18 protein-coding genes are annotated in these 22973 nt (G+C 36.9%); 10 read left to right on the plus strand and 8 right to left on the minus strand.

Annotation, left to right across the window (positions count from 1 at the left end):
* Positions 1-246: 246 nt before the first annotated feature.
* Positions 247-1020, minus strand: a complete 774-nt coding sequence (locus AAEY68_RS19625) for an undecaprenyl-diphosphate phosphatase (RefSeq protein ID WP_024593084.1) — start codon at positions 1018-1020, stop codon at positions 247-249.
* A 235-nt stretch (positions 1021-1255) separates the two neighbouring features.
* On the opposite strand from AAEY68_RS19625, the gene AAEY68_RS19630 reads away from it, so the two are divergent.
* Genes AAEY68_RS19630 through AAEY68_RS19640 form a run of 3 tightly spaced genes read left to right on the plus strand, consistent with a single transcriptional unit; the run spans position 1256 to position 3377 of the window.
* Positions 1256-1543: a hypothetical protein gene (locus AAEY68_RS19630; protein ID WP_024593085.1), complete on the plus strand. Its 288-nt coding sequence runs from the start codon at positions 1256-1258 to the stop codon at positions 1541-1543.
* Positions 1540-3135, plus strand: a complete 1596-nt coding sequence (locus AAEY68_RS19635; protein ID WP_024593086.1) for a PepSY-associated TM helix domain-containing protein — start codon at positions 1540-1542, stop codon at positions 3133-3135. The genes AAEY68_RS19630 and AAEY68_RS19635 overlap by 4 nt, the downstream gene beginning before the upstream one ends.
* Positions 3132-3377 carry a hypothetical protein gene (locus AAEY68_RS19640; RefSeq protein WP_007581829.1) on the plus strand — a complete coding sequence of 82 codons (246 nt, stop codon included), beginning with the start codon at positions 3132-3134 and terminating at the stop codon, positions 3375-3377. Before AAEY68_RS19635 ends, AAEY68_RS19640 begins: the two co-directional genes overlap by 4 nt.
* A 9-nt stretch (positions 3378-3386) precedes the next feature.
* Here the strand turns inward: AAEY68_RS19640 and AAEY68_RS19645 are convergent, their stop codons facing one another.
* Positions 3387-4223 (minus strand): patatin-like phospholipase family protein, encoded by an 837-nt coding sequence (locus tag AAEY68_RS19645; protein ID WP_024593087.1) that lies wholly within the window; start codon positions 4221-4223, stop codon positions 3387-3389.
* A gap of 155 nt (positions 4224-4378) precedes the next feature.
* On the opposite strand from AAEY68_RS19645, the gene AAEY68_RS19650 reads away from it, so the two are divergent.
* The gene (locus tag AAEY68_RS19650) at positions 4379-5251 is read left to right on the plus strand and encodes an SMP-30/gluconolactonase/LRE family protein (RefSeq protein WP_024593088.1); all 873 of its coding nucleotides are present in this window, start codon (positions 4379-4381) and stop codon (positions 5249-5251) included.
* Positions 5252-5285: 34 nt separating this feature from the next.
* Here the strand turns inward: AAEY68_RS19650 and AAEY68_RS19655 are convergent, their stop codons facing one another.
* The 3 genes from AAEY68_RS19655 to AAEY68_RS19665 form a co-directional block, all read right to left on the minus strand.
* Positions 5286-5741 (minus strand): NfeD family protein, encoded by a 456-nt coding sequence (locus tag AAEY68_RS19655; protein ID WP_024593089.1) that lies wholly within the window; start codon positions 5739-5741, stop codon positions 5286-5288.
* 21 nt (positions 5742-5762) lie between these two features.
* Entirely contained in the window at positions 5763-6716 is a 954-nt protein-coding gene (locus AAEY68_RS19660; protein WP_007581832.1) for an SPFH domain-containing protein, read from the minus strand.
* Between the two features lie 117 nt (positions 6717-6833).
* Positions 6834-8285, minus strand: a complete 1452-nt coding sequence (locus AAEY68_RS19665; RefSeq protein ID WP_024593090.1) for a diguanylate cyclase domain-containing protein — start codon at positions 8283-8285, stop codon at positions 6834-6836.
* Between the two features lie 383 nt (positions 8286-8668).
* Here AAEY68_RS19665 and AAEY68_RS19670 point away from each other — a divergent pair, with 383 nt between their 5' ends.
* Positions 8669-9562, plus strand: coding sequence for a cation diffusion facilitator family transporter (locus AAEY68_RS19670; RefSeq protein WP_024593091.1), 894 nt, complete (start codon positions 8669-8671; stop codon positions 9560-9562).
* Positions 9563-9641: 79 nt separating this feature from the next.
* Here AAEY68_RS19670 and AAEY68_RS19675 read toward each other — a convergent pair whose 3' ends face one another.
* Positions 9642-14141: an EAL domain-containing protein gene (locus AAEY68_RS19675; protein WP_024593092.1), complete on the minus strand. Its 4500-nt coding sequence runs from the start codon at positions 14139-14141 to the stop codon at positions 9642-9644.
* A gap of 166 nt (positions 14142-14307) precedes the next feature.
* On the opposite strand from AAEY68_RS19675, the gene AAEY68_RS19680 reads away from it, so the two are divergent.
* From AAEY68_RS19680 to AAEY68_RS19690, 3 genes are all read left to right on the plus strand, one after another.
* Complete coding sequence (locus AAEY68_RS19680) at positions 14308-14859, plus strand: hydrolase (protein ID WP_024593093.1); 552 nt, start codon at positions 14308-14310, stop codon at positions 14857-14859.
* Between the two features lie 146 nt (positions 14860-15005).
* Positions 15006-16472: a methyl-accepting chemotaxis protein gene (locus tag AAEY68_RS19685; RefSeq protein ID WP_350586727.1), complete on the plus strand. Its 1467-nt coding sequence runs from the start codon at positions 15006-15008 to the stop codon at positions 16470-16472.
* On the plus strand, positions 16456-16980 hold the full coding sequence (locus AAEY68_RS19690; RefSeq protein ID WP_024593094.1) for a DUF6436 domain-containing protein: 525 nt from the start codon (positions 16456-16458) through the stop codon (positions 16978-16980). Before AAEY68_RS19685 ends, AAEY68_RS19690 begins: the two co-directional genes overlap by 17 nt.
* Positions 16981-17040: 60 nt before the next feature.
* On the opposite strand, the gene AAEY68_RS19695 is transcribed toward AAEY68_RS19690, so the two are convergent.
* A complete protein-coding gene (locus tag AAEY68_RS19695) occupies positions 17041-17598 on the minus strand; it encodes a TMEM165/GDT1 family protein (RefSeq protein WP_024593095.1) in 558 nt (185 codons plus the stop codon).
* A gap of 451 nt (positions 17599-18049) precedes the next feature.
* On the opposite strand from AAEY68_RS19695, the gene AAEY68_RS19700 reads away from it, so the two are divergent.
* On the plus strand, positions 18050-20368 hold the full coding sequence (locus AAEY68_RS19700) for an Lcl domain-containing protein (RefSeq protein ID WP_024593096.1): 2319 nt from the start codon (positions 18050-18052) through the stop codon (positions 20366-20368).
* Positions 20369-20698: 330 nt separating this feature from the next.
* Here the strand turns inward: AAEY68_RS19700 and AAEY68_RS19705 are convergent, their stop codons facing one another.
* Positions 20699-21604, minus strand: coding sequence for a LysR family transcriptional regulator (locus AAEY68_RS19705; protein WP_050582154.1), 906 nt, complete (start codon positions 21602-21604; stop codon positions 20699-20701).
* A gap of 89 nt (positions 21605-21693) precedes the next feature.
* Here AAEY68_RS19705 and AAEY68_RS19710 point away from each other — a divergent pair, with 89 nt between their 5' ends.
* Positions 21694-22296 carry a short chain dehydrogenase gene (locus tag AAEY68_RS19710; RefSeq protein ID WP_024593098.1) on the plus strand — a complete coding sequence of 201 codons (603 nt, stop codon included), beginning with the start codon at positions 21694-21696 and terminating at the stop codon, positions 22294-22296.
* Positions 22297-22973: the final 677 nt, after the last annotated feature.

Genomic DNA, 22973 nt, shown 5'->3' on the forward strand with positions numbered 1-22973 from the left:
ACCGTATATATGACAGCAAACCTGTCCCTGCTATCGTTGAATGACACCTTGCAATACTGGAGGAGACCATATATGAGTTCTGGATAATAAATCTATCTCAAGCAGCTATTTTTAGCGCTAACTGCGTTGAATTTCCTTGCAATAGACCAGCTATTGACGCGTAAATTCGCCTTGTTTTCACCAAAATTTCTAGCTAGAGAGAAACAGACTTAAATATCGTTATTATTTATAGTGTTTTTAAATCTCTTAACCAGAATTCAGGTTGGTTAGTAAAATAACACCAAATACGATTCGGTAAAGACCAAAACTAACAAAAGTGAAATTTTCTAGAAAGCGTATGAATAGTTTAATAGTAAAGTAAGCGACTATAAAAGACGTTAAAAAACCCACAGCAAGGGCAGTTAGGTCATCTAAGCTAAACAGTTGGTAATGTTTAAGTAAGTCGTACCCTGAGGCTGCTGCAAGTACAGGTAAACCAAGTAAAAATGAAAATTCAGCGCTGGCTTTTCGGTTTAAACCACACAACATGGCACCAACAATAGAACTTCCAGCACGACTAGTCCCTGGAATTAACGCAAATACTTGTGCTACGCCAATCCAAAGAGCTTGTTTATAAGTAACTTGGGTTACATCGGTAGTTGTGCAGTGAGTCTCTTTATAACTGCGCTCTAATAGTAAAAAAATCACACCGCCTACAATAAACATAACACCTACTACCGGTACGCTAAACAGTGTTTTTATTACATCACTAAATATAAAACCAATAATACCCAAAGGAATAAATGCAATGGCAACTTTCACCCATAAATTGAAATGTTTAGGGCTGAACTTGTCTTTATAGTTGGCTAGTACCGCTAAAATGGCGGCAAGCTGGATAATTACTTCGAAAGCGAGATTAGCGTCTGTTGATTCAATGCCTAACCACTTTGACGCTACAATTAAGTGCCCAGTTGATGATATGGGTAAAAATTCTGTTATACCTTCAATAATACCTAAAATAATCGCGTTAATTATATCCACGGTTTACTGCTTCCTGAAAATTAAAAAGCCCGAACTCGGCTTAACTGAAATGACGCATTACTGCGTACCTAAATTGCGAGGCGTAGCATAAAAGCTCTTAAGGCAAACCAACAGTGTTTTTAGACTTAATTTGTTTAATAAATTGCATTAAGCATTAAATGCACAATATAATAGCAATTGTTATCATTTGCATGTGCTGTTTTGTATATGTTTGGGCAAATTTACTGAGCGAATAATGAATAATAAAAAAACGTTTACAGCTACACGGCGAAGGCACCTAATTGCGTGTGTATTAGCGCTAGTTACAGCGGTAATAATGATTCCGGGTATGACAACCTATTTACCGTTTCAAATGAATGAACAAATATTACTGCCTATTTTACTCTTTCCTATTATTTGGACTGCGTTGTTTATTTATGCGTATTTGGCGCAAAAGGTATGGCAACCTTTTGTAGTAATGATTGCATTGTGTGTATTACATAGTTTATTGAGTTTTTGGGCGTTAACGCAGGGGCAGGGATGAAGTCGATTACTTTAAAAAAGCTATTTTTATTACATAGCTGGGTAGGAATTATTACTGCGGTACTGCTATTTATTGTTGCATTTAGTGGGGCGTTAGCAGTTCTGTCGCGACCTGAGTTAAAAATATGGGCTAATCCAGAACTACAATCTAGCCAATTCGTTGCCAGCGCGCAAATTAACCGACTAGTAAACGAATACCATAAAAAAGTACCTAGTGAATTTGGCGAAAACATTCATGTGTTTTTACCAAGTGGGCATAACTTTCATTTGTTAAGGTTGGTATTTGAATCTCACCATGGCGATGAAAATTACGACCAAGAGGTGGCCAGAGTATTTCAATTTCATCCCGATACGTTGACGCTGGAAAATACTTACTATGGGCCTAGTAAAGAGTTTTACGCCAATAAAAAAACGGATGCGCCAACTTATATAGGTGAGTTTCATGCAGATTTGCATTTAGGGCGACCAATTGGGTTAATACTCACTGGGTTTTTAGGTTTAACGCTTTTAGTAAGTGCAGTGACAGGCTTGTTTATTCATCGCAAATTGATAAAAGAGCTCTTTACGTTTAGGCGAGATAAAGGGTTAGATATTGCAGTAAGCGATGCTCATAAGGTTATAGGTATTTGGGGCAGCGTATTTAATATTGTGATTGGTTTTACAGGATCATTTTTAGGGCTCGCAACCATTATTTTACTACCAGCAGCTGCGTTTGTGAGCTTTGGTGGCGATCAAGATAAGTTAATAGAAACGTTTACCGCTATTCCTGAGCCTGTAGTTAGCCACATTAAGCAACCTACAAAAATAGACACTATTTTAGATCATGCTCATAGTCGTTACCCTGAAGCAATAATTAGGGATGTCACAATAATGGCGCATAACGATGCGAATGCGCAGGTATATTTGCGTTTGTTAGGTGGCGAGGCTGTTGCTTCTCAGTTACTGCATTATCAGGGCAATGGTGAGTTTGTGCAGTCGATGAGTAGTTTTGGTGATATTTCAGGTGTTTCGATAAAAGTAATTGAGTTGATGTTTCCGCTGCACTTTGGGAACTTTGCAGGAGTGTTTGTAAAATTACTTTGGGTATTACTTGGCTTAAGTACTGCGCTTTTACCTATTTCGGGCATGATGATGTGGCTAACAAAGCGCACACGTGGCAGTAGCCCTTCACTGAGTATGCAGGCATATGCACGCTGGAATCGTTTTATTATTGGCAGTTGTGGCGGTTTGGTATTAGCAAGCTTTGTGCTATTTCCTGTGCAAGTTGTACTTAATTATAGCGTTGTTGGTGTGGCGCAAAATAGCTTTTTTGGACCCGTGTTCTTTTATACGTGGTTGGCATGGTTACTCTTAAGTGTATTACCCATAGGTTATAAAAACTACTTTAAGCTGACTCTTTTACTATGTGGCGCCTCGCTTGCTTTGGTGCTGCCACTTAATATTTTACTTGGCGTTAGCAATGTTATTAACCTTAATAGCTCGCTTGTTGCGGTAGTAGATATAAGCTTTATGGTGGTGGGTATCGTGTGTATGTTTGTTGCCTTAAAAATAAAAAACACACAAAAATTACAAATTGAGGTACAACCCGCATGAACGAGCTACTAATTACAATTGCGATGGTGAGTTTACTACTAATGATGCTCAACCTACGAAAAAACACACTTACATTAGCGACTAAAACATTTTTAAGTGCACTGCTATTTGGTTTAGCGCTGATATGTTTTATGAGTGTTTACGGTATTTTAGGCGGTGCAATATGCACCGTTGTGGGAGCTATGTTAGCTGGTTTACTAACCGCAGTTATTGCGGGTAAAGCACCGCAATTATTAGGTTAAATAATGCAGTTATTTAGCTAAAAAGGCCTTAGCAGTATCAACTCCCATGTTGTAACCACTATTAAGTATTTCAAACTTTTTAGTGGTACGCCCAACTTTAAAATTAGCCGGTGGTGCAATGATATTGATTTTGCAGTCATTAGGTGGATTCATAATAAAATCGATAGACTTATTATAAAAATTAGCCCTGTTTAAGGTCGTTTGAATTAATGCTGGATAGTTTTTATACATTTTTTTAGTAAGCCAAGGTGCCTTACTTGGTTTTTTACGATAGCCTAAACATTGAGACAAAATAACGGTGATTTCGCGTGCACCCATTTCGTAAGCTTTTATAACCGGAATTGAATCAGCAACACCGCCATCGGTCATCGCTATGTCATTAATAATAGGGTAGTCACGATATGCAATGGGTATAGCGCATGATGCTTTTAATTGATGCACCATATCGGCGCTGGTGGCTTTTAAATAGTGTGCTTTGCCTGATTCGATTGCCGTAGATACAATATAAAACTCGTGTGGAGTTTGTTCGAATACCTCTGTATGAAGGCGTATTTCGCGAATTGTTTCTTGCCATAACCAATCTAAATCAAATAAATGACCACCTTTAATAAAGCGCGCTAAATTAATAAATTCAGGACGGCATGAGTAGTCAGTAATCACTTTATAATTTCGCATTGGTTGTTTGCATAAAAATGCGGCTATATTAGTTGCCCCGGCTGAAACACCAAAATAGCGTTCAAACGGCTGATATTGATGTTTTAAAAACTCATCAAGCACACCTGCGGCAAATATACCGCGCATTGCACCGCCTTCAACGACGAGTGTGTTTTTATTATTGTTGTTCATGGCCAATCCTTTTTATGAAATTTGATGTTATCAACTCAGTCTAAAAATTACTAATGGTGTTGATAAATTAAAGCCGGGTACACATCGCGAAATTCACTGTTTTCTGGTAAGGTTTAGTATTACAAGGCTTTGTTAATAATAAAGAATAAGTATTTATGTTTGACCCTAGCGTAACCATTTTTGAAAGCACACAGAATCAGCTTGCAGAAAGTCCTCTTTGGCACCCTATGCTGAATACTTTTTTTTGGGTCGACATAAATAAAAAATTACTTTTAAGCAAAAAAATACACAGCGAAAGCCAACTAAAAACAGTTAATATGCCTGATACACTCAGTGCAATAGCGTGGATTGATGAGCAGCACTTGTTGCTAGGTACAAGTACTGGTTTATACAAATACCATATTAATTCGTGCACTCGCCACCTTATTCTTAATATTGAAAATACACAACTAAATAGGCGTTCAAACGACGGCCGCGCTGATCCATGGGGTGGTTTTTGGTTAAGTACAATGGACGTAAATGCTAAAAAAGGTGACGGTAAGATATACCGTTATTATAAACACCAGCTTAAAGTCGTTGTAAGTAACTTGAGTATCCCAAATGGATTGTGCTTTGATAAGCCACGTTTACGCGGTTATTACTGCGACTCTTTAACGAGTTGTATTTATGTATTAGATTTGGATGAGCAAACTGGCGAACCTTGCTCTGAGCCACGTGTTTTTTATCAATTTAATAATACTGATGTTGACCCCGATGGCTGCGTAACCGACCAATTAGGTAATTTGTGGCTAGCTGTGTGGGGAATGGGGTGTGTTATGTGTTTATCCCCAGGCGGTGAGCTAATTAAAACAATAAAGCTTTGTGCAATAAAACCGACATGCACTGCATTTGGCGGTAAAAATGCTGAATTGTTACTTGTGACATCGGCATTTGATGAATCGATTAATAATACTGTTACTGAACAAGGCGCTGTATTTCAAATCTCAGGCATAAAAAACGGGCAGTTTGAACCGCCCGTTTTACTGTAATTAATTATACACAGTGCTTGTTTTAAAGTGATGGTTAGCTTTTAGGCTTAACCCACATAACACCCACTTCTTTTTTGGTTACTAAAACCTCAGTACCGGCGCTAATTGGTTGCTCACTTTTGAGTTTCCAGCTAATACCTGAATATTGATGTGTAGTTAACCCTTGTTCTGTTACATCGCTAGTAAGTACAAAAGTAAGTTCAGCAAAATCACTATTCACTTGCTTTTTATCTACGCGATTTTGCATTTGTTTTAATGGTTTCCAAAGTGCAACGGCTAAGCCAGCTGTTACAACTGCATTACTCCAAAGGGCTGTTGTTAATGAGTCAGGTAAAATACCAAAACTCATTAATAATCCTGTAAGGAATAACGATAATCCAAAAAACAACAAAATAAATGTAGAAAGGCCAAGTACTGCTACTTCTATTATTAAAGCAACAATACCAAGTACCATAAGCGTTTGCGGTAAATTTTGCGTAATAAAATCCATACAAACCTCTTTATTTAGTTATTAACCCAGATGCTTTTTATTTAAGCTATTAATGATTGCCATACCTTGGGCAACCATTGAGCTTGCATCTGTCGCGTTGTCTGGCAGTAATACAATTGATGATTCACGAGCAATCGCTTCTTTAGCCGCGATTGCTTTAGTTGCTAAATCTAACTGAATTGCTTTTTGACCTTGCTCTGTATCTGCAGCTTCACCTATTTTAATAAGTGCATTTGCTTGTGCTTCTGCAACCGTAGTAATAGCTGTTGCTTCACCTTCAGCGCGTAAAATTTGCTCGGCTTTGTCGGCTTCAGCAGCAAGTACTTGTGCTTGTTTTTTACCTTCAGCAACGTTGATATTTGCTTGGCGATCACCTTCTGACTCTAAAATTTGAGCTCGTTTAACACGCTCAGCTTTCATTTGTGCTTCCATCGCTTCCATAATAGAGTTAGGCGGCACAATATCTTTAATTTCGTAGCGAAGTACTTGAATACCCCAAGGCTCAGATGCCTGGTTTATAGCTGCAACAATGTTGGTATTAAGTAAATCACGCTCTTCAAATGTTTTATCAAGCTCCATTTTACCTAATTCTGAACGCATTGTTGTTTGTGAAAGTTGTACAACTGCAAACGTATAGTCGTCAACGCCATACGTTGCTTTGTACGGGTCTAGTACTCTAAAGTACAGTACGCCATCAACTATAAGTGAGATGTTATCTTTAGTGATAGCTGACTGCGATGGTACATCTTGAGCTTGTTCTTTTAAGCTACGATCAGCCGAGATTCTATCAATAAATGGAATAATAAAGTTAAGGCCGGCTTCTTTAGTTGATTGGTATTTACCAAAACGTTCGATTAACCAGGCGCGGTTTTGTGGTACAAATTTAACGCTACTTTTTAAAAGCACGATAACAAAAACAAGTAAAAAAGCCTCAACAGTAAAAACCATATCGAGAATTTGTGTGACTGGATCCATTTAAACATTCCTTATAATAATTAAACGCTGAGTGGTTGTATTGTTTATAATTTCAGCGTGTATAGATTATCACTACAGCGAACTTTTAACCACTAAAACTCACTGTAACGCGCCGACTTAGTCGGTTTTTTTAAAACTGGCTATTTTATTTCTGCCTGCTTCTTTTGCGTTATAAAGGGCTATGTCGGCGTTAGTTATAACTTCTTTAGGTGTTGTTTTTTGATTGGGTATAAGGCTATAAAATCCGATACTCAAAGTGAGGTAATTACTAGCACTTGAAAAATTATGTTCAATTGCGAGTTCTGCGATTTTTTCCTGAATAAGAACAGCAAACCTTTGGCAATGATCTGTGTCGACTGCAGGTAAAATTATCGCAAATTCTTCACCACCGAAACGAGCGGCTAAATCACCTTCACGTTTACAAAGATCATGCAGCGCTTTGGCAACTTTTTTTAACACTTCGTCACCTAGCTGATGCCCATAGTTATCGTTATAACGCTTAAAAAAATCAATATCACACATTATTAAACTAATGGGTTCTTTATTACGTGCGCCGCGCTTAATTTCGCATTTTAAAGTTTGATCAAAACAGCGTCGGTTAGCAATGTTTGTAAGGCCATCAGTATTAACTTGTTTGTTAAGTTTATGATTGGCATTAATGAGTTGCTGCTGAGCTTGTTGTAGCTCTTGCTTGTAATTTAAATTTTTGAAAGCATTAGCAAGCATTTCACCTACTAACCTTAAGCGAATAAGGTCTAAATCAGTCCAGTTTCGCTTTTGAACAACGCAATCACAGCCTATAAAGCCAACGAGGTCTTTGTCATAACGTAGACCAATGCAAAGTACTGATTTTATTTTTTGTCGCTGGAAAATTGTTTTTTCGCTCATTGCTTGAATGGGTAACGACGTTACATCGTTAACTCTAAATAAGTGAGTACGTGCCATCAAACTAAAAAAATATGGGAGATCGCTTTTCGGAAGGTTTTGTAAGTCCTCTTTAAATGCTTGTATATCATTATTGACCCATTCGTGGGTGTTATTTATGGTTTTACCATCCTCGGCAAACTTAAAAAGATAACTTCTATCTGCGTGGCAAACGGTACCAATAGCTTTTAATGCGTAGTTGATATGCTTATCAACATCGTCGTTTTGAATATCAATTAAGTCAGTTGATATGTTCGAAATAATATTATCAAAATCATATTGTTCATCTACATTATTATTCAATACATCGATTATAATAATGGAGCTTGAGTTAGGTAATTTTGCAAATTTTACATTGAGTAGCAATTTAGATACCTGTTTTGATAAAACAAACTGGCATTGGTTATTTGCAGTGAAATAATCAAAGAATAGCTCCTCGACTAATAGTTCTTTTTTACTGTGATGATTGGTTAAAGTGATGTGTGAAAAATCAATTTTATTAAAATGTGATTTATTTCTTAAGCCAAACAAGTCCTGTGCTTGGCTGTTAACTTTAAATATATTTTCATTGGCATCATAAAGTAATACACAAAACGGCAGTAACTCCAAGTTTCGCCATATTTCATTTGATAGGTTATTACTCACTCAACTCTCCATGTGTTTAAGCCACAATTAAATTGTTATCTATTGTATTTTTATTGTTTTTACTTGGGCGTGTTAATCGTCCTTAGATCGAGCTCAAAAGGCAGCGCATGTTTGGTATTTATGCTGCGTTATCGCCTATTTATGGGGAATAGCCACACTACATAGGCTCTGCCTTGCCTAAAAAACAAAAATACTGGTGTAAATTCAACCACCGAAGTTCAACAAGCCCTACTAATTATTAGCACATTTTTTTTGATTTACTAAGTTTTTAGTGCGTTTGAGGGCAGTACGTATTATAATTGATACTGTATATCATTACCCTTTTCTACTCTAAGCCATCTTTGGTTTATTTGCACTTTAAGTATAGGTTATTCAAGCATTTCATGACAGAAATCACTACACACCAAGCTTCTCGTCGTCGGTTACTTATTGCGCTAGCAATTACGTGTTCGTTTATGGTAATTCAGGTTATAGGTGCTTATTATTCTAATTCGCTTGCTGTACTTGCCGATGCGGGGCATTTGTTTGTTCACAATAGCTCGTTATTCATCGCACTGATTGCATCAAGTCTCGCTATTCATTTTGCTAAAACTTATAACGATGGTCATCAAAGAGCCGAGCTTTTGGGTGGTCTGGTGAACGGATTTTTATACCTAGCAATCAGTTTAATTATTTTGTATGAAGGTGGTGAGCGCTATATACACCAGCATGAAGGAAATGAGCTGGCTATTAATAGTTATTTAATGTCGGTTATTGCTGCTATTGGTTTTTTGTTTCATGGTGCTGCTGCATGGGTTTTATATAAAGGCCGCAAAGCGAGTATTAATGTTTACGCGGTATTTTTACATTCATTCTTTGATTTGATTTCTACCGTATCGACATTTGTGGCTGGTATTCTTATATATTTTACGGGCTGGGTTGTTATCGATATTTTATCGAGCATGTTAATCGCCTCTTTCGTGTTGTTTACCGGTGTTAAGGTCATTATTAGTTGTATAAAAGGTTTACGCTTAAATAAGGCCAAACTCCCTAAAGTTGCAGATATTGAAAGTGAGATTACAGATATGGAGCATGTTCACAATGTCCATAACGTCACTGTAACGCGTAAATATAAGGGTGTAGTAGTCGGGGCGCACGTTGTACTTAAAGAGCATTGTACTATTGAGAAACACGATGAAGCATGTCGTATGAGGGTAGAACAACTGTTAGCTGAAAAATTTAATGTACGCAATAGTGTATTACAAATAGAAAGCCACGAATGCCATCACATCCATTAGTAGCATCTAATTAATATAAAAGCGTGTAATAATGATTAGCACGCTTTTAATGTTTCAAATCAAATCAAATCAAATCAAATCAAATCAAATCAATGATATTGCTAAAACAATCGCTTTTACGTAAGTCTTTAGCATCCATTGGCCTTGCAAAGTAATAACCTTGCAGTACAGTACATCCAACCTCGGCTAAAAAGATCATCTGTTCGCGCGTTTCTACTCCTTCTGCAATACAGTAAAGATCTAGGTTTTCGGCCAATAAAAGAATGGTCTTAATAATCGATTCATCCCCTTTATCTATACCAATACTGTTTACAAAGCTTTGATCTATTTTAATAACATTAATAGGAAATTGGCTCAAGTAGGTGAGTGACGAGTAACCAGTACCAAAATCATCAAGTAGTAATTTAAACCCAGCAGCTTTTAAGTTTTGTAGCTGCTTGGCTGCTTTGAGTTTATCTTCTAGTAAAATACTCTCTGTTATTTCAAGTCTTAATTGTCTTGGATGAACTTGAGAGTCCGCTAATATGGACATTAACCGTTGGGTTATGTTTGTTTTTAAAATGTGTTTAGGAGATAAGTTTAAAGATATATAAAACAATGGGTTTGCGCTGAGTATAGGTGCAATTTCAATAAGAGCTCGTTGCAATGCTTGCTCAGTAAGGAGTTCTATTAAACCGGTTTCTTCTGCTACCGGTATAAAAAGTGCTGGCGATACCAACTGTCCTTGATTTTTCCAGCGCATGAGTAACTCCACGCCATTTATTGTTTTTTCTTGTATGTCGATAATGGGCTGATAGTGATTAAAAAATCGGTTGTCTTTTACTGCATCTTTTAAATCATTTTCGAGCAGTAACTTTTGTTTTATCAGCTCATTCATTTCATCGCTAAAAAACTTAAAGTCGTTTCTTCCGCCTTGTTTAGCGTGCATCATCGCAACATCGGCATTACGAATGAGTATATCGGTGGTTACAGCATCGAATGGGTATAAAGCGACGCCAATACTGGCTGAAATATTAATAGAGAAGTCTTCAATAATTACTTTATTAGCTAACTCATTACTAATTTTTCTTACTGTATCGCGAAGAGACTGAAGCGATTTTATATTTTGAATCAGCACTAAAAATTCATCACCACTTTGACGGCCAAGTTTTGCGTTTACGCCAAGCATACCGTTTACTCTTTGGGTAATATTACAAAGTAGCTTATCGCCAACTGCGTGGCCAAAAGAGTCGTTAACAGGTTTGAACTTATCTAAATCAATAAATAATAATGCGCATTGTGTATTACTTTCATTGGCATGTTTAATCGCGTCTTCAATATTTTGATACATTAAACTACGATTTGGGAGATGCGTTAGAGGGTCAAAATTAGCCAAATAGCGCAGTTCGTTTTCTGCACGTTTTTGCTCAGTTAAATCTGTAATAACAACCACGTAGTAGCTTGCAGTATCTTTTGTTACGGCTGTGGCGCTTATATGTATTGGATGTTCGTTACTCTTTGCTGTTTTTATATAAGCATCACTTTGCCAGTTTTCAGTTGGTTTTAATTTTTTTAAAATACTAGCAAACTCTCTGCACTTATCTTTACCAATGGCCCTAATAAATAATTTAGGGCTAATTTTGGTGGCCGTTTGCTCGTTTGAAAATGTTTCAATAAAACTATTGTTCGCAGAAAATGGCATTAAATGCTTATCGAGTATAAGTAACCAGTCGTTTATTTGGCTAAACGCTTCACCTAGAATTTTTGCTTGTTGCTCATTAGCCCGTTGCTCAGTGATATTGGTATATATGCCAGAAACATATAGCGGCGCATTTGTTTGAGGATCGTATATAACTTGTCCTGTATCTTGATACCATAACCAATGCCCATTTTTATGCTGTAGACGATAAGTTGCTTGCCAGTTTTGTTGTTTTTTGTACTTGAAGTAGTTTTCCCATTGGTTTTCAAAACGACGTCGGTCATCTGGGTGTATTAGCGCTAAAAATTGATCTATATACACGCGTACAGGCAAGCCTGTATAGCCTAATTCACTTCCTCTGAGCGTACTTACGGAAGCATCTTTAAAATTATAATCCCACACGCCACTTTTGTTATTTTTAAGCGCGAGTTCTGTTTGCTTCTGCGAATGAATAGTCGCTCTATGGGCTTGTTCAATTGCAACTTGGCGGCTGCGGTATTGCCAAAAAATGAAAAACAACACGGCAATTATTAAAACTACATAGGCGACAATAGCAAAGGGCGACTTCCATGGTGCGTAGGCCACGTTGATATTAAGTGTGGCAGGTTCGCTTGTAACAATACCATCGCGATTATGTGCTGATATTTTTAGCGAATAACTACCGGGTTGAAGTTTTGTGAAAAACACTTGGTTAGATTGTAAGTCTTCATATGTAAGGGACGTTGGCCCTGAAAGAATTACCTTATAATACGCTTTGTCTATATTGGGGTAAGAAAAGTTAGAAAAACTAACTGTAAGGCCCATGTCTTCATAACTGAGATCAAGTGGTTGGCTAAGGTATTTATGAGGGTAATAATCGAGCTCTTTGGTAAAAAGGTTTATATCGGTAATCGCTACATTATTTTTTTTAAATAATTCTTTTTCATCAAAGTCTAAGGGGTCAAAAAGTAGGGCGCCCGCATTACTACCAAATATAAGCCTGCCATCGTTTAATGTTGTTGCTGCTATAGGAGTAAATTGGTTTATATTCAACCCGTCTTTTACTGAATAACTCACCACATTGAGTGTATCTAGGTTTATTTGATATAAACCATTGTCGGTACTTGCCCATAAAAAACCATTTTCATCAGGAAGTAACGAATAGATAGAGTCAGTATTAAATGAATTTTTTAATCCTATGTAGTGTTTTCTCTCATAAGTAACTGGGTCAACACCAAGCAAGCCTTCGTGGGTGGTTGCCAACCATAAAATATTTCGTTTTGAGTCTAAGTAAAAGTTTTCTACAGTGTAAAAAATATCTTCTTTAGGATTAAAAGACTGGAATATAGTAGTTAAGGTTTTAGTTTTTTCGTTGTACCTAAAAAAACTTTTTGATGTGCCAAGTACAAACTCTTCAGGATGTGTGTCGAGGGGTTTATAAAAAGCATAAGAAAATAAAGGGTCAACTTGCTCTTTGAGTCCTTTAATAATTCTTGTTTTTCCGGTTGTTTCATTAAAAACATAAAAGTTATCATCAGACATAAATGCATATTTATTTGCATCAACTTGGGCAAAACCAAATAAGTTGAGCTGGTTAATTACATTATTGTCTGTGTCTTTATTTTCAATAATTTTACCCGTTTGCTTATCGAAAAGTTTAAAACCATCATAAGTAACAAGCCAAAGAAATTGATCGTTTCCAATTGAAGACGCAAAAATATCAAATACCGCAGATGCTCCGTATATTGCTTTTGAGTCGGTCGAGCTTAAATATACTTCACTTTTATTTGTTGCTTTGTCGTAGCGCGCAATACCATCTTCTGTTCCTAGCCATATAATATTATTTTTATCTTGGTAGGTGGCATGAACAGTATTGTTACCGGGTAAAAAAATGTGTTTAAACCGTCGGGTTTTAATTGGCCAGGTAAACACGCCTTGGGTTCTAGATGCGAGCCAAAGCACGCCGGACTTATCAATCATTAGATCGTTGATTGAGTTTTCATTAATATTAAACTTACTTTTTTCATAATTTAATATGAACTCTAACTCTTTGGTTTCGCGGTGATAACTAAATAATCCACTTTCGGTTGCTACAAACTCGCCGTAAACAGTATTGGCATAATCCCATATATTATAATCAGGAATTAATGTTGTAACATTTGCTGCAGATATATTTTTGTTATTATCAAATGCTAATTGATACATACCTTCGACAGTACCAACAAGTAATCCTAATTCATTATCAACACTTAAAAATTTGACGTTTATATTATCTATCGTATTTTTTTCAGGGGGATGAAGAGGGATTTTTACAAGTTCTGAATTATCTATATTTGCAGTGTATAAACCATCATTTGTACCAATATATAAAGTGTTTTTATATATCGTTAATGACCTAATGTAGTCCCTTTTATTTGGGAGTGCTAGCTTAAGTGTAAAGTGTTTACTCGTCTCATCAAATTTATATATTTGACCATCTATGGCGAAGTAAAAAATATCTTGTTGCTGAGTCATTGCGGAGATTGGAGAAAACATCTTTTTTTCTTTATCTATTTGACCAGAATAGATTTTTTCGGTTTTTAAAGTGAGGGGATCTATTATATACGCACCAGAAATATCAGTTGAGACAATGATTTTTCCGTCTTCGGCTTTAAATAATGCATAAATATAGTGTTTATCTAAGCCAAAGCCACCATTAAAAGTTTTTACATTATAACCATCAAAACGGTTTAAACCCTGTTGGGTTGCTATCCAAATATAACCAATATCATCCTCTTGAGTCTGCAAAACGTAACTTTGCGATAGGCCTTCGTCAGTAGAAATTCGTTGTAATTGTTGAGCATAGTTTTGTGATGCAAAAGTGCTTTGGATGCATAGTAAAAAAACAATGGTGATATGAAAAAAAAGTTTGCTCAAACGCACTTATAAACACTCTCAGTGGAGGATAGGATGATACTTAGCTAGATAGTAAATATAGCATAAGTTTTTATTTTTTAATTACAAATAATATACGTAAAGTTAAAAGCTCTATTTTCAAATAGTGAGCTAATCTATATAGATAACAGTTAATGTTCATAAGGAGAGTATAGTGGTTTTATCTAATATTGATGCAAAAAATAGCGTGTTATTAATAATAGACTTACAAGAGTTGCTTGCTCCTGCAATTAAAGACTTTCCGAATATTTTAAAAAGTACATTGCAGTTAGCGCAGGCGGGTATTATTCACGGCGTCCCGGCCTTAATAACCGAGCAATATGTCAAAGGGTTGGGCGAGACTAATCAGCAAATTAAAAATACGTTACCTAATGCTACGTATTTTCATAAAACGTACTTTAGTGCGTGTGCAGAGCCTGGCTTTGTTGATAAGTTAAAAAGCTATGGTAAAAAGCAAGTTGTTGTTGTTGGCACTGAAGCACATGTGTGTGTTTTACAAACATGCTTAGATTTAATAGAAAATGGTTTTGAAGTTATTATCGTACACGACGGAGTTGGCTCGAGAAATCCGCAACATAAAAATTTGGCGATTGAACAGCTACGCCAAGCTGGTTCGGTAATTTCATGCGCTGAAATAGTTATTTTTCAATGGACAAAAAAAGCAGCAACGCCTACGTTTAAAAAAATACTGCCTATAATTAAGTAGACCGTATGTATACAATGTAAATTAAATGTATTTTTTTAATGTGTCGGTAGTTTATTATTGTGTTCAGTAAACTGAAACTCGTTTTGATACGTATATTGCAGACTGCTTTATAAAACAACAATGCAAACAACAATTTTAAGGTTCTTATGTCTAGTATTGGCCGGTTATTTACAATTATTTTTAGTCTTTTGTTTGTCGAATCTATCGCTATTGGCTTGTATTTCGACACATTAGCGCAGGCCTTTATGATAGGTTTGCCATTGTGTTTATTACCTATATGGCTTTTAAACACACAAGGGGACAGTCCTGTTACCCCGCATGTGGTAGCTGCCGCCATAATGATGTTTTCTTTTTTGCACATTCAACAAACTTTTGGGTTGATTGAAGTCCATTTTGAAATATTTATTTTAATGCCCATGTTAATTGTTTTTGTACAATGGCGAGTGTTTATTACTGCAATTGTATTTGTAGCTGTTCATCATTTATCTTTTTATTATTTACAAACTCAAAATACAGGATTTTATGTATTTGACCCTGATAGGCTTGCTTTTACTACGGTGCTTATTCATGCTGGATACGCAATAGTTGAAGTGTTAGTTGCAGGCTACATTGCCGTAATGTTGCAACGTGAACGTCGTGCGGGCCTATCTTTAAGTTATGCGACAGAGCAAATCATGCAAGACCCTGAAAACATTAAACTCTCTCTTCGTGCTGATGACACTAAAAGTGAGGCTGTAGCAGGGTTTAACACGTTACTAGATTACTTATCTGATGTTATTAAGCAGGTACAAACTCAATCAGAATCACTGCAAAAAAACTCACAAGAGCTTATACATGTTCATGATCAGCTGGCCGGTGGTGCAGTGCAGCGTACACAACAAACTGATGATATTGCTAATTCTGGCGCTCAAGTTGCTAATGGTTTTAAACTTGTAGAAGAAGAAAGTGAGGTGCTTAAGCGTCAAGTAGACCATATTACACAAGCTGCGAGCGACGCATTAAAAGAAGTACTTCAAACAGATGCTAAAAGTAGAGAGCTGTTAACACTACTTAACCATACTGAAGAAAAAATAAACCACTTAGTGGGAGCGGGCGATGTTATTTCAGGTCTTCTTAATGAGATATCAGGTATTGCTGAGCAAACAAACTTACTTGCTTTAAATGCCGCTATTGAAGCTGCCCGTGCAGGCGAACATGGTCGAGGTTTTGCTGTCGTTGCTGATGAGGTAAGATCTTTAGCTAACCATAGTAAAGCAACAACAGATAAAATTAGTCTAACATTAAAAGATCTTGTTAATAATAGTAAAACGTCTACGCAATCAATGAGTCAGTGTGTGAATTTTGTAGTCGATTTAACAAGTATTAGTGCTGCAATGAAAGAGAATATTTCAGCAATGAGCGAGCAAATAGCCGCAGTATCTTCAAGCTCTGACTCAGTTGCACAAGTTGTAGCTGAGCAGGCAGGTAATACTGAATTAATAGCAAGCAGTACTGATACTATGCGCCAAAATCAGTACCAAGATACGCAAATAGTGCAGCAGTTAACCGCTAAGGTGCAGTTAATCGATGTAAGTATTGATGTGTTAGAGCAAAGCATTGCCAAGTTTAAATAAATCTAACACTTTCGTATTTTCGCTTATAGCTACATGGCTTATTTGCGTTGTTGCAGGGTTAGTTTATTTTCAATTAGAGCAGCTTAAACCGTTTGATAGCTCAAAAGTTTTATTGCAAAAACACTGGTTTAATAACTTTAAAAAGCAATTGGATTGGGTTGATACTGGTGAGCCGTCTTTAGTGCTTATAATAGAAAAAAAATGCGGGTGTACTATACAAGCTAAGCCGCATATTTCATCGTTAACCTCTTTTGCTGCCAATAAAGCTATGAAGGTTGTACAAGTTGAATTAACACCAAAGCTTAAACACGTTATTCCGGCAACGCCTGCCGCCGTTATTATTAATAAAAACGGTGAGTTTGTTTATGCTGGGCCGCTCTCTGAAGGATTAGCTTGTGCCCAAGGAAGTGGTTTTGTTGAAACTGCGGTCACTAATTTAGCTGCTGGTTTTAACTCAAATCTCTTAATTACACAAACCAAGGGATGTTACTGTGTAAATAATGCATAAATAACGTATCGATAAACTAAAGCTCGCACTTAAATCAACAGTTGCGAGCTTTAATATTGATTAAATTGTAACTAAGCCATAAATACCTAATGACACAAACACAAAAGCAGCAATAGCACGTACGGTGTCTAGAGATATTCTTTTTAGTAATGCATTACCAGCGTATATAACAGGCACGTTAGCAATTAGCATACCTAACGTGGTTCCTACCGTAACCCAAAACACAGACTGATATTGTGCGCCTAACAACACCGTCGCTATTTGTGTTTTATCACCAATTTCTGCAATAAAAAATAATATAAAAGCGACTAAAAAAGCCCCGTAGCTATCGTATTTACTACTTACAGCTTCGTCTTTGTCTGGAACTAATAGCCAAAGGCCAACAACAATAAAGCTGATGTTTACAAGCCAAGGTAAATATTCAGAAGAAAAACTATTACTTAACCACTGCCCAAACCACGCTGATAAACCATGATTGAGTAAGGTTGCGGCTAAAATACCAAGAATAAGCGCGCCTTTATTACGAAAACGGGCGGCTAACAGGAGCGATAAAAGCTGGGTTTTATCGCCTATTTCGGCAAGTGTGACAGTGACGGTTGAGGTTAAAAAAACTTCCATTATTGATTCTTACAGGCGGGAATACTAAACCAAGGCAAACAACTATCTCCCGCCATGAGGATAGTGTCTACCTAGGTCTCGCCGATAACGCTTGCTACAACATTACAAACTTACCATGCACATGAGGTGCAATTATGTTGATAAGTTTACTCATTACTGAGCGGGCTACTCCCCTAAGAGGCGGGCATTATTCCACAAAACTTTTGCGTGGTAAATATTAAGAATCACACATAGTTAATTTATACGATAACAATAAAGTTAGCCGGTATATTTATTGAGGATTTACCTGTGAGTATTTTTATATAGTAATGTGACAGCACAACAGCACAACAGCTATGGTGTTTGCAATTAGTGGAGTAAAGTTTTGTAAATTCCCAGAAAGTTTCAAGCTATATTTGTATAGTCACTCCAAATTGGGTGTGTTTATATTTAATAAAGTTTTGGAGTTGCTATGAAAAAAATCGTCATTGCGTTAATCCTATTAAGTTCTCAGTTATTGACTGTTGCAAGCGCGCAGGATCAGTTAACAGCAACGATTATAGGTTCAGGCTCGCCTATTTATAATGAAAATAGAGCCAGTGCAAGCACGCTAATTTCAGCAGGCGATACGCACATACTGGTAGATATGGGAAACGGCACTCAAGCTAATTTAGCTAAGTTAGGTTTTGAGCCTCGAAATTTATCTGCTCTTATCTTTACTCACCATCATCTTGATCATAATGAAGAATTTGTACCTATATTTATTCGCTCTTTATTAGGGCGAGACAATTTCTCTATAGTCGGCCCGCCTAATACAGTGAAACTAACTGAGTCAAATTTAGGGCTGTATAGCGAAGATATTAACTATCGATTAAGTAAAACTCAACGAACATTAGCTGAGCGTAAAAAAGCTTTTGAGGTAAGCGACTTAAAAGGAGGGGAGTCATTTAAAATTGGCGACATTCTTGTAACCACCTTACAAGTACCACATACAATTTACACTTTAGCATATCGATTTGACTTTAGCGGGCAATCAATCGTTATTACAGGTGATCTTACTTATTCAGATAAGCTACCTAGCTTTGCTCAAAATGCCGACTTTATGATAATTGATTCTGGCGGCATGATTATGGAAGACGGACGTCAAAAAAATGAAAGAAAAACGAGCAACAAAGTAACGAAAAACCAAGGAAGTAATAGGCAAAAGAAGGGCGGTGCACATCTTAACTTAGCTGATTCGAGTAGCATAGCGAAGCAAGCTAACGTTACAAATTTAGTTTATACACACTTTAACTCTACAACTGTTGATGTTGCTGCTAGTTTGAAGGAAATTCAAAAAAGTTACCGAGGAAACATTGTTTTTGGCGAAGATTTAATGGTGCTAAAAACAGATATTACCTCAAGTAAACCTAAAGCTTTAAACAGTTACACTATTGTTGATTCAGGGCAAAGAATTGCTTACAGCAACAATAGTATTATTTCATTACCTCAAAACGAAGATGACTTTTTTGGTCAAGATGCTAATTATATTATTAACCCACCTTCATATACCGACAACCAAAATGGCACAGTAACCGATAATGTAACGGGGCTTGTTTGGCAACAAGATATGGGCCAAAAATCAACACTTGTGGATGCATTAAAAAAGGTTAAAAGCGTAAAGTTAGGCGGTTATAGCGATTGGCGCGTACCGACTATTAAAGAACTTTATTCGCTAATTCAATTTTCAGGCAGTGTTAAAGGAGATAAAGCACTATACCCTTTCATCGACACTAAATATTTTAATCAACCGATTGGTAATACCAACGCTAATGAGCGAGAAATTGATGCTCAAACTTGGTCAAGTACCGAGTATGTCGGCAAAACAATGAAGAACGATGATACCGTTTTTGGTGTTAACTTTGTTGATGGTCGCATTAAAGGTTACCCAAAATATAATCCTCGTACCTCCGAGCCAAATAAAATGTATTTTAGATTTGTGAGGGGAAACACTGATTATGGAAAAAATAACTTTGTTGAAAATGCTGACGGAACTGTCTCAGATAAAGCGACGGGATTAATGTGGCGACAAGCTGACAGCAATAAAGGCTTAAACTGGCAACAAGCATTGCAATATGCACAAAATTCAACTTTTGGTGGCTATAGCGATTGGCGCTTACCCAATGCGAAAGAGTTGCAAAGTATTGTTGATTATACACGCTCTCCAGAGACATCGAATTCAGCAGCTATCGATCCTATTTTTAAAGCTACGTCTATTAAAAATGAAGCTGGCGAAAAAGATTATCCATACTATTGGAGCTCTACTACTCACCTTGATGGCCCAGTTCAAGCTGAAGGTGCAGTATATATTGCTTTTGGTGAAGCTCTAGGTGAAATGCATGGTAAAACTATGGATGTTCACGGAGCAGGTTCACAACGAAGTGACCCTAAAACTGGCGAGCCAACATCAAGAGGTCCACAGGGCGACATGATCAGAGTAAAAAATTATGTTCGATTAGTAAGAGGCGGAAATGTTTCTATTCCAGCAAAAGCGCTAAGTGAAAATAGAAGTGAATACAGTAATAAAAGTACATCGTTAATAGGCAACTCAACACAACGGCTAACCACGCAATCTATTAAAAAAGGCGATAATAAATTTATTAACCGCTTTGATAAAAATGGAGATGGAAAAGTTGAGCTATCAGAGTTTAAAGCCACAGAGCAACGCTTTAATCACTTTGATAAAAATAAGGATGGTTATATAAGCGCAGATGAGGCACCTACAGGTCCGCCTAAAAACGCTAGTAAATAACACTCTTATTTAATAAAACCTTAATTCCGATAGTGATCTATATACTTTAATTTGCTATCGGGAATCAGGCTTTAAAAATCATATATTAAACGGTCATTTAAAAGGCATGCAAACTATTAATTGTTGCAACAGTCTGATTTATCACGCAGCCGAACTTAACCAAAGAGCTGCTGTTCGAACCTACTTAAGCCCATCAATACTTGGCTTTCCTGCGTTCGATGTTTGTATTTTTATCGCTAGGAATTATGTGTTTAAGCTTACTGGCGCTGTCACGTAAACCACATTTTATACTTAAGAAGAAGTAATAAAGTAATAGTCCGTTGTACTGCTTTATGTAATACGTTTAGGTTTGTTACTAAGTAAGTGTCGTACCATTTCACTCAGTACAGGGTTTTGCATGCGATTAGCCGTATAGACCAATGAAACAGGTGTTGCAGGCATCTGAAATGGTTCAAGAATAGATACGAGTTCACCATTGTTAATGTAGTCCTGCACTAAAAAATCAGGCAAAAACGCGATACCATGACCTGCGGCTGAGTATTCAGCCGTAATATTTCCGTAATTAACTTCAATCGTCCCCGTAACATTAACATGTCGCTCATTGTTATCTTCAAAGTAGCGCCAGCGACAAGGGGTACGAATCGAGGAATCAATTATACAATTGTGTTTTGTAAGTTCTTTAGGATGTTGGGGTGTACCGTATTTTGCTAAGTAATCAGGACTTGCAACATATAACACATTTAATTCAGTAAAATTTCGCGCGATAAGCCGAGAATCCGACAATTCATGTACTCGAATAGCAAGATCAATACCTTCCTCAACTAGGTTAATATAACGATTTAGTAATATAAGCGTGATTTTTACAGCCGGGTGTTGATGCAAAAACTCCCCAATTAAACGAGTGATACCAAGTTGTTCAGCATTAGGGGGAGCACTAATTCGAAGGTGCCCAGCAATAGTGTGCTGATTGATATCAGCTCGACCCTCAAGGTTTTCCAAAGCATCAACAATCAGATTGAACTGCTCTAAATAATGCTCACCTTCTGCAGTGAGGTTCATAGCACGCGTTGTGCGATGAAGCAGTTGACAACCAAAGTGCTTTTCTAGCTCAGATACCTGCTTGCTAACTGCAGAAACAACAATACCCAATTGGTCCGCTGCCTTGCTAAAACTGCCTAAATCGAGAACAACTTGAAAAGTTGTTATTGCACGAACAATATCTATTTTTCTCTTCATGTGAATAGTGTTTTTGTTTTTTGCTTATTTTTCAATTATAAGTCTATTGTTATAGTTTACTCAACCTTAAAGAGATTGGAATAAACAATATGAAAATTCTATTAATAGGTGCCTCTGGCACTATCGGAAAAGCAGTAACTAAACGCCTAGCAATTAACGATGAGATTATAGCTGCAGGATACTCAAACGCAGATGTGATTGTAGATTTAGGTAGCGCAGAGTCAATTAAAAAAATGTTTGAACAAGTCGGGCAAGTTGATGCGGTTATCTCAACCGCTGGGGTTGCAAACTTTGGATCTTTTGATCAACTTTCTGATGATGAGTATCAACTAGCACTTAACAACAAGCTAATGGGGCAAGTTAACTTAGTACGCTTGGGACGTGCTTATATAAGCAACGGTGGTTCAATAACGTTAACTTCGGGTGTATTGTCACGAGAGCCTATGATTGGTAGCACAGCCGTTAGTATGGTTAATGGAGCATTGGAAAGCTTTGTTAAAGCAGCGTCGCTTGAAATTGACAGCTTTCGACTTAATGTTGTGTCGCCAATTTTTGTAAAGGAAACAATGGCTATGATGGGCATGGACACCGAAGGCGGACTGTCGGCAGATGACACAGCTAAGGCATATATTGCTGCTGTAACGGGTTCAATGCATGGCACAACACTTGATACTCCTGATCACGCTAACTAATTTTTGATGAATGCTACGCTAATGCTGAAACTCAAAATTTAGTAGGCTTACTCAGAGCTGATCAAGAACCTTGATGTATTTTAAGGTATGGTTTATCAAAACAAAAGTCAGCACAGCTCTGGGTATTTAACATACGGCACGCTATGAGCGATTCAACTGAAATTTATGAGATGTTAAATTGCATATTGAATAATTACCTCCGACAATTTGATATATACAAAAAGTTGGGGGAATGAATAATATTAGGCGTTACGTAGTTCGTGTGAAAAGACATAGTGGAGCGGTTGGCGTAATAGGTGGCTAAAAATATACAGCGGGTAGTCTGCAGTGAGCGATAAGCGGTCATTGAGATTGGCTGAATATAATTGCTTAACGGTTAAACATTAAGTTTAATGGGTACATAATAAACGCTGAGTAACGCAGGGAAAGCTTAAATTATAATAGGTAAGCTGATTTACCTAGGGCCTTTAAAAAGAAAATTCCCATATCATAAACAAAAACTACACACAACGAGCAGGTAGTACCTCAGTCTAACAAGTGACATTGCAACACAAACAGCGTGTAGCATAAATATTAAAATGCTTTGCAATGTACGAAATGTAACGTACAATAATTGAGTGTACGAATGCTAGCGTACATAATCTAAGGGTTAGAAATGGGTTTTAAAGACGTAAAAT

The sequence above is a fragment of the Pseudoalteromonas sp. RB2-MNA-CIBAN-0110 genome, from assembly GCF_040309305.1.
GTDB classification, from domain to species: domain Bacteria; phylum Pseudomonadota; class Gammaproteobacteria; order Enterobacterales; family Alteromonadaceae; genus Pseudoalteromonas; species Pseudoalteromonas arctica.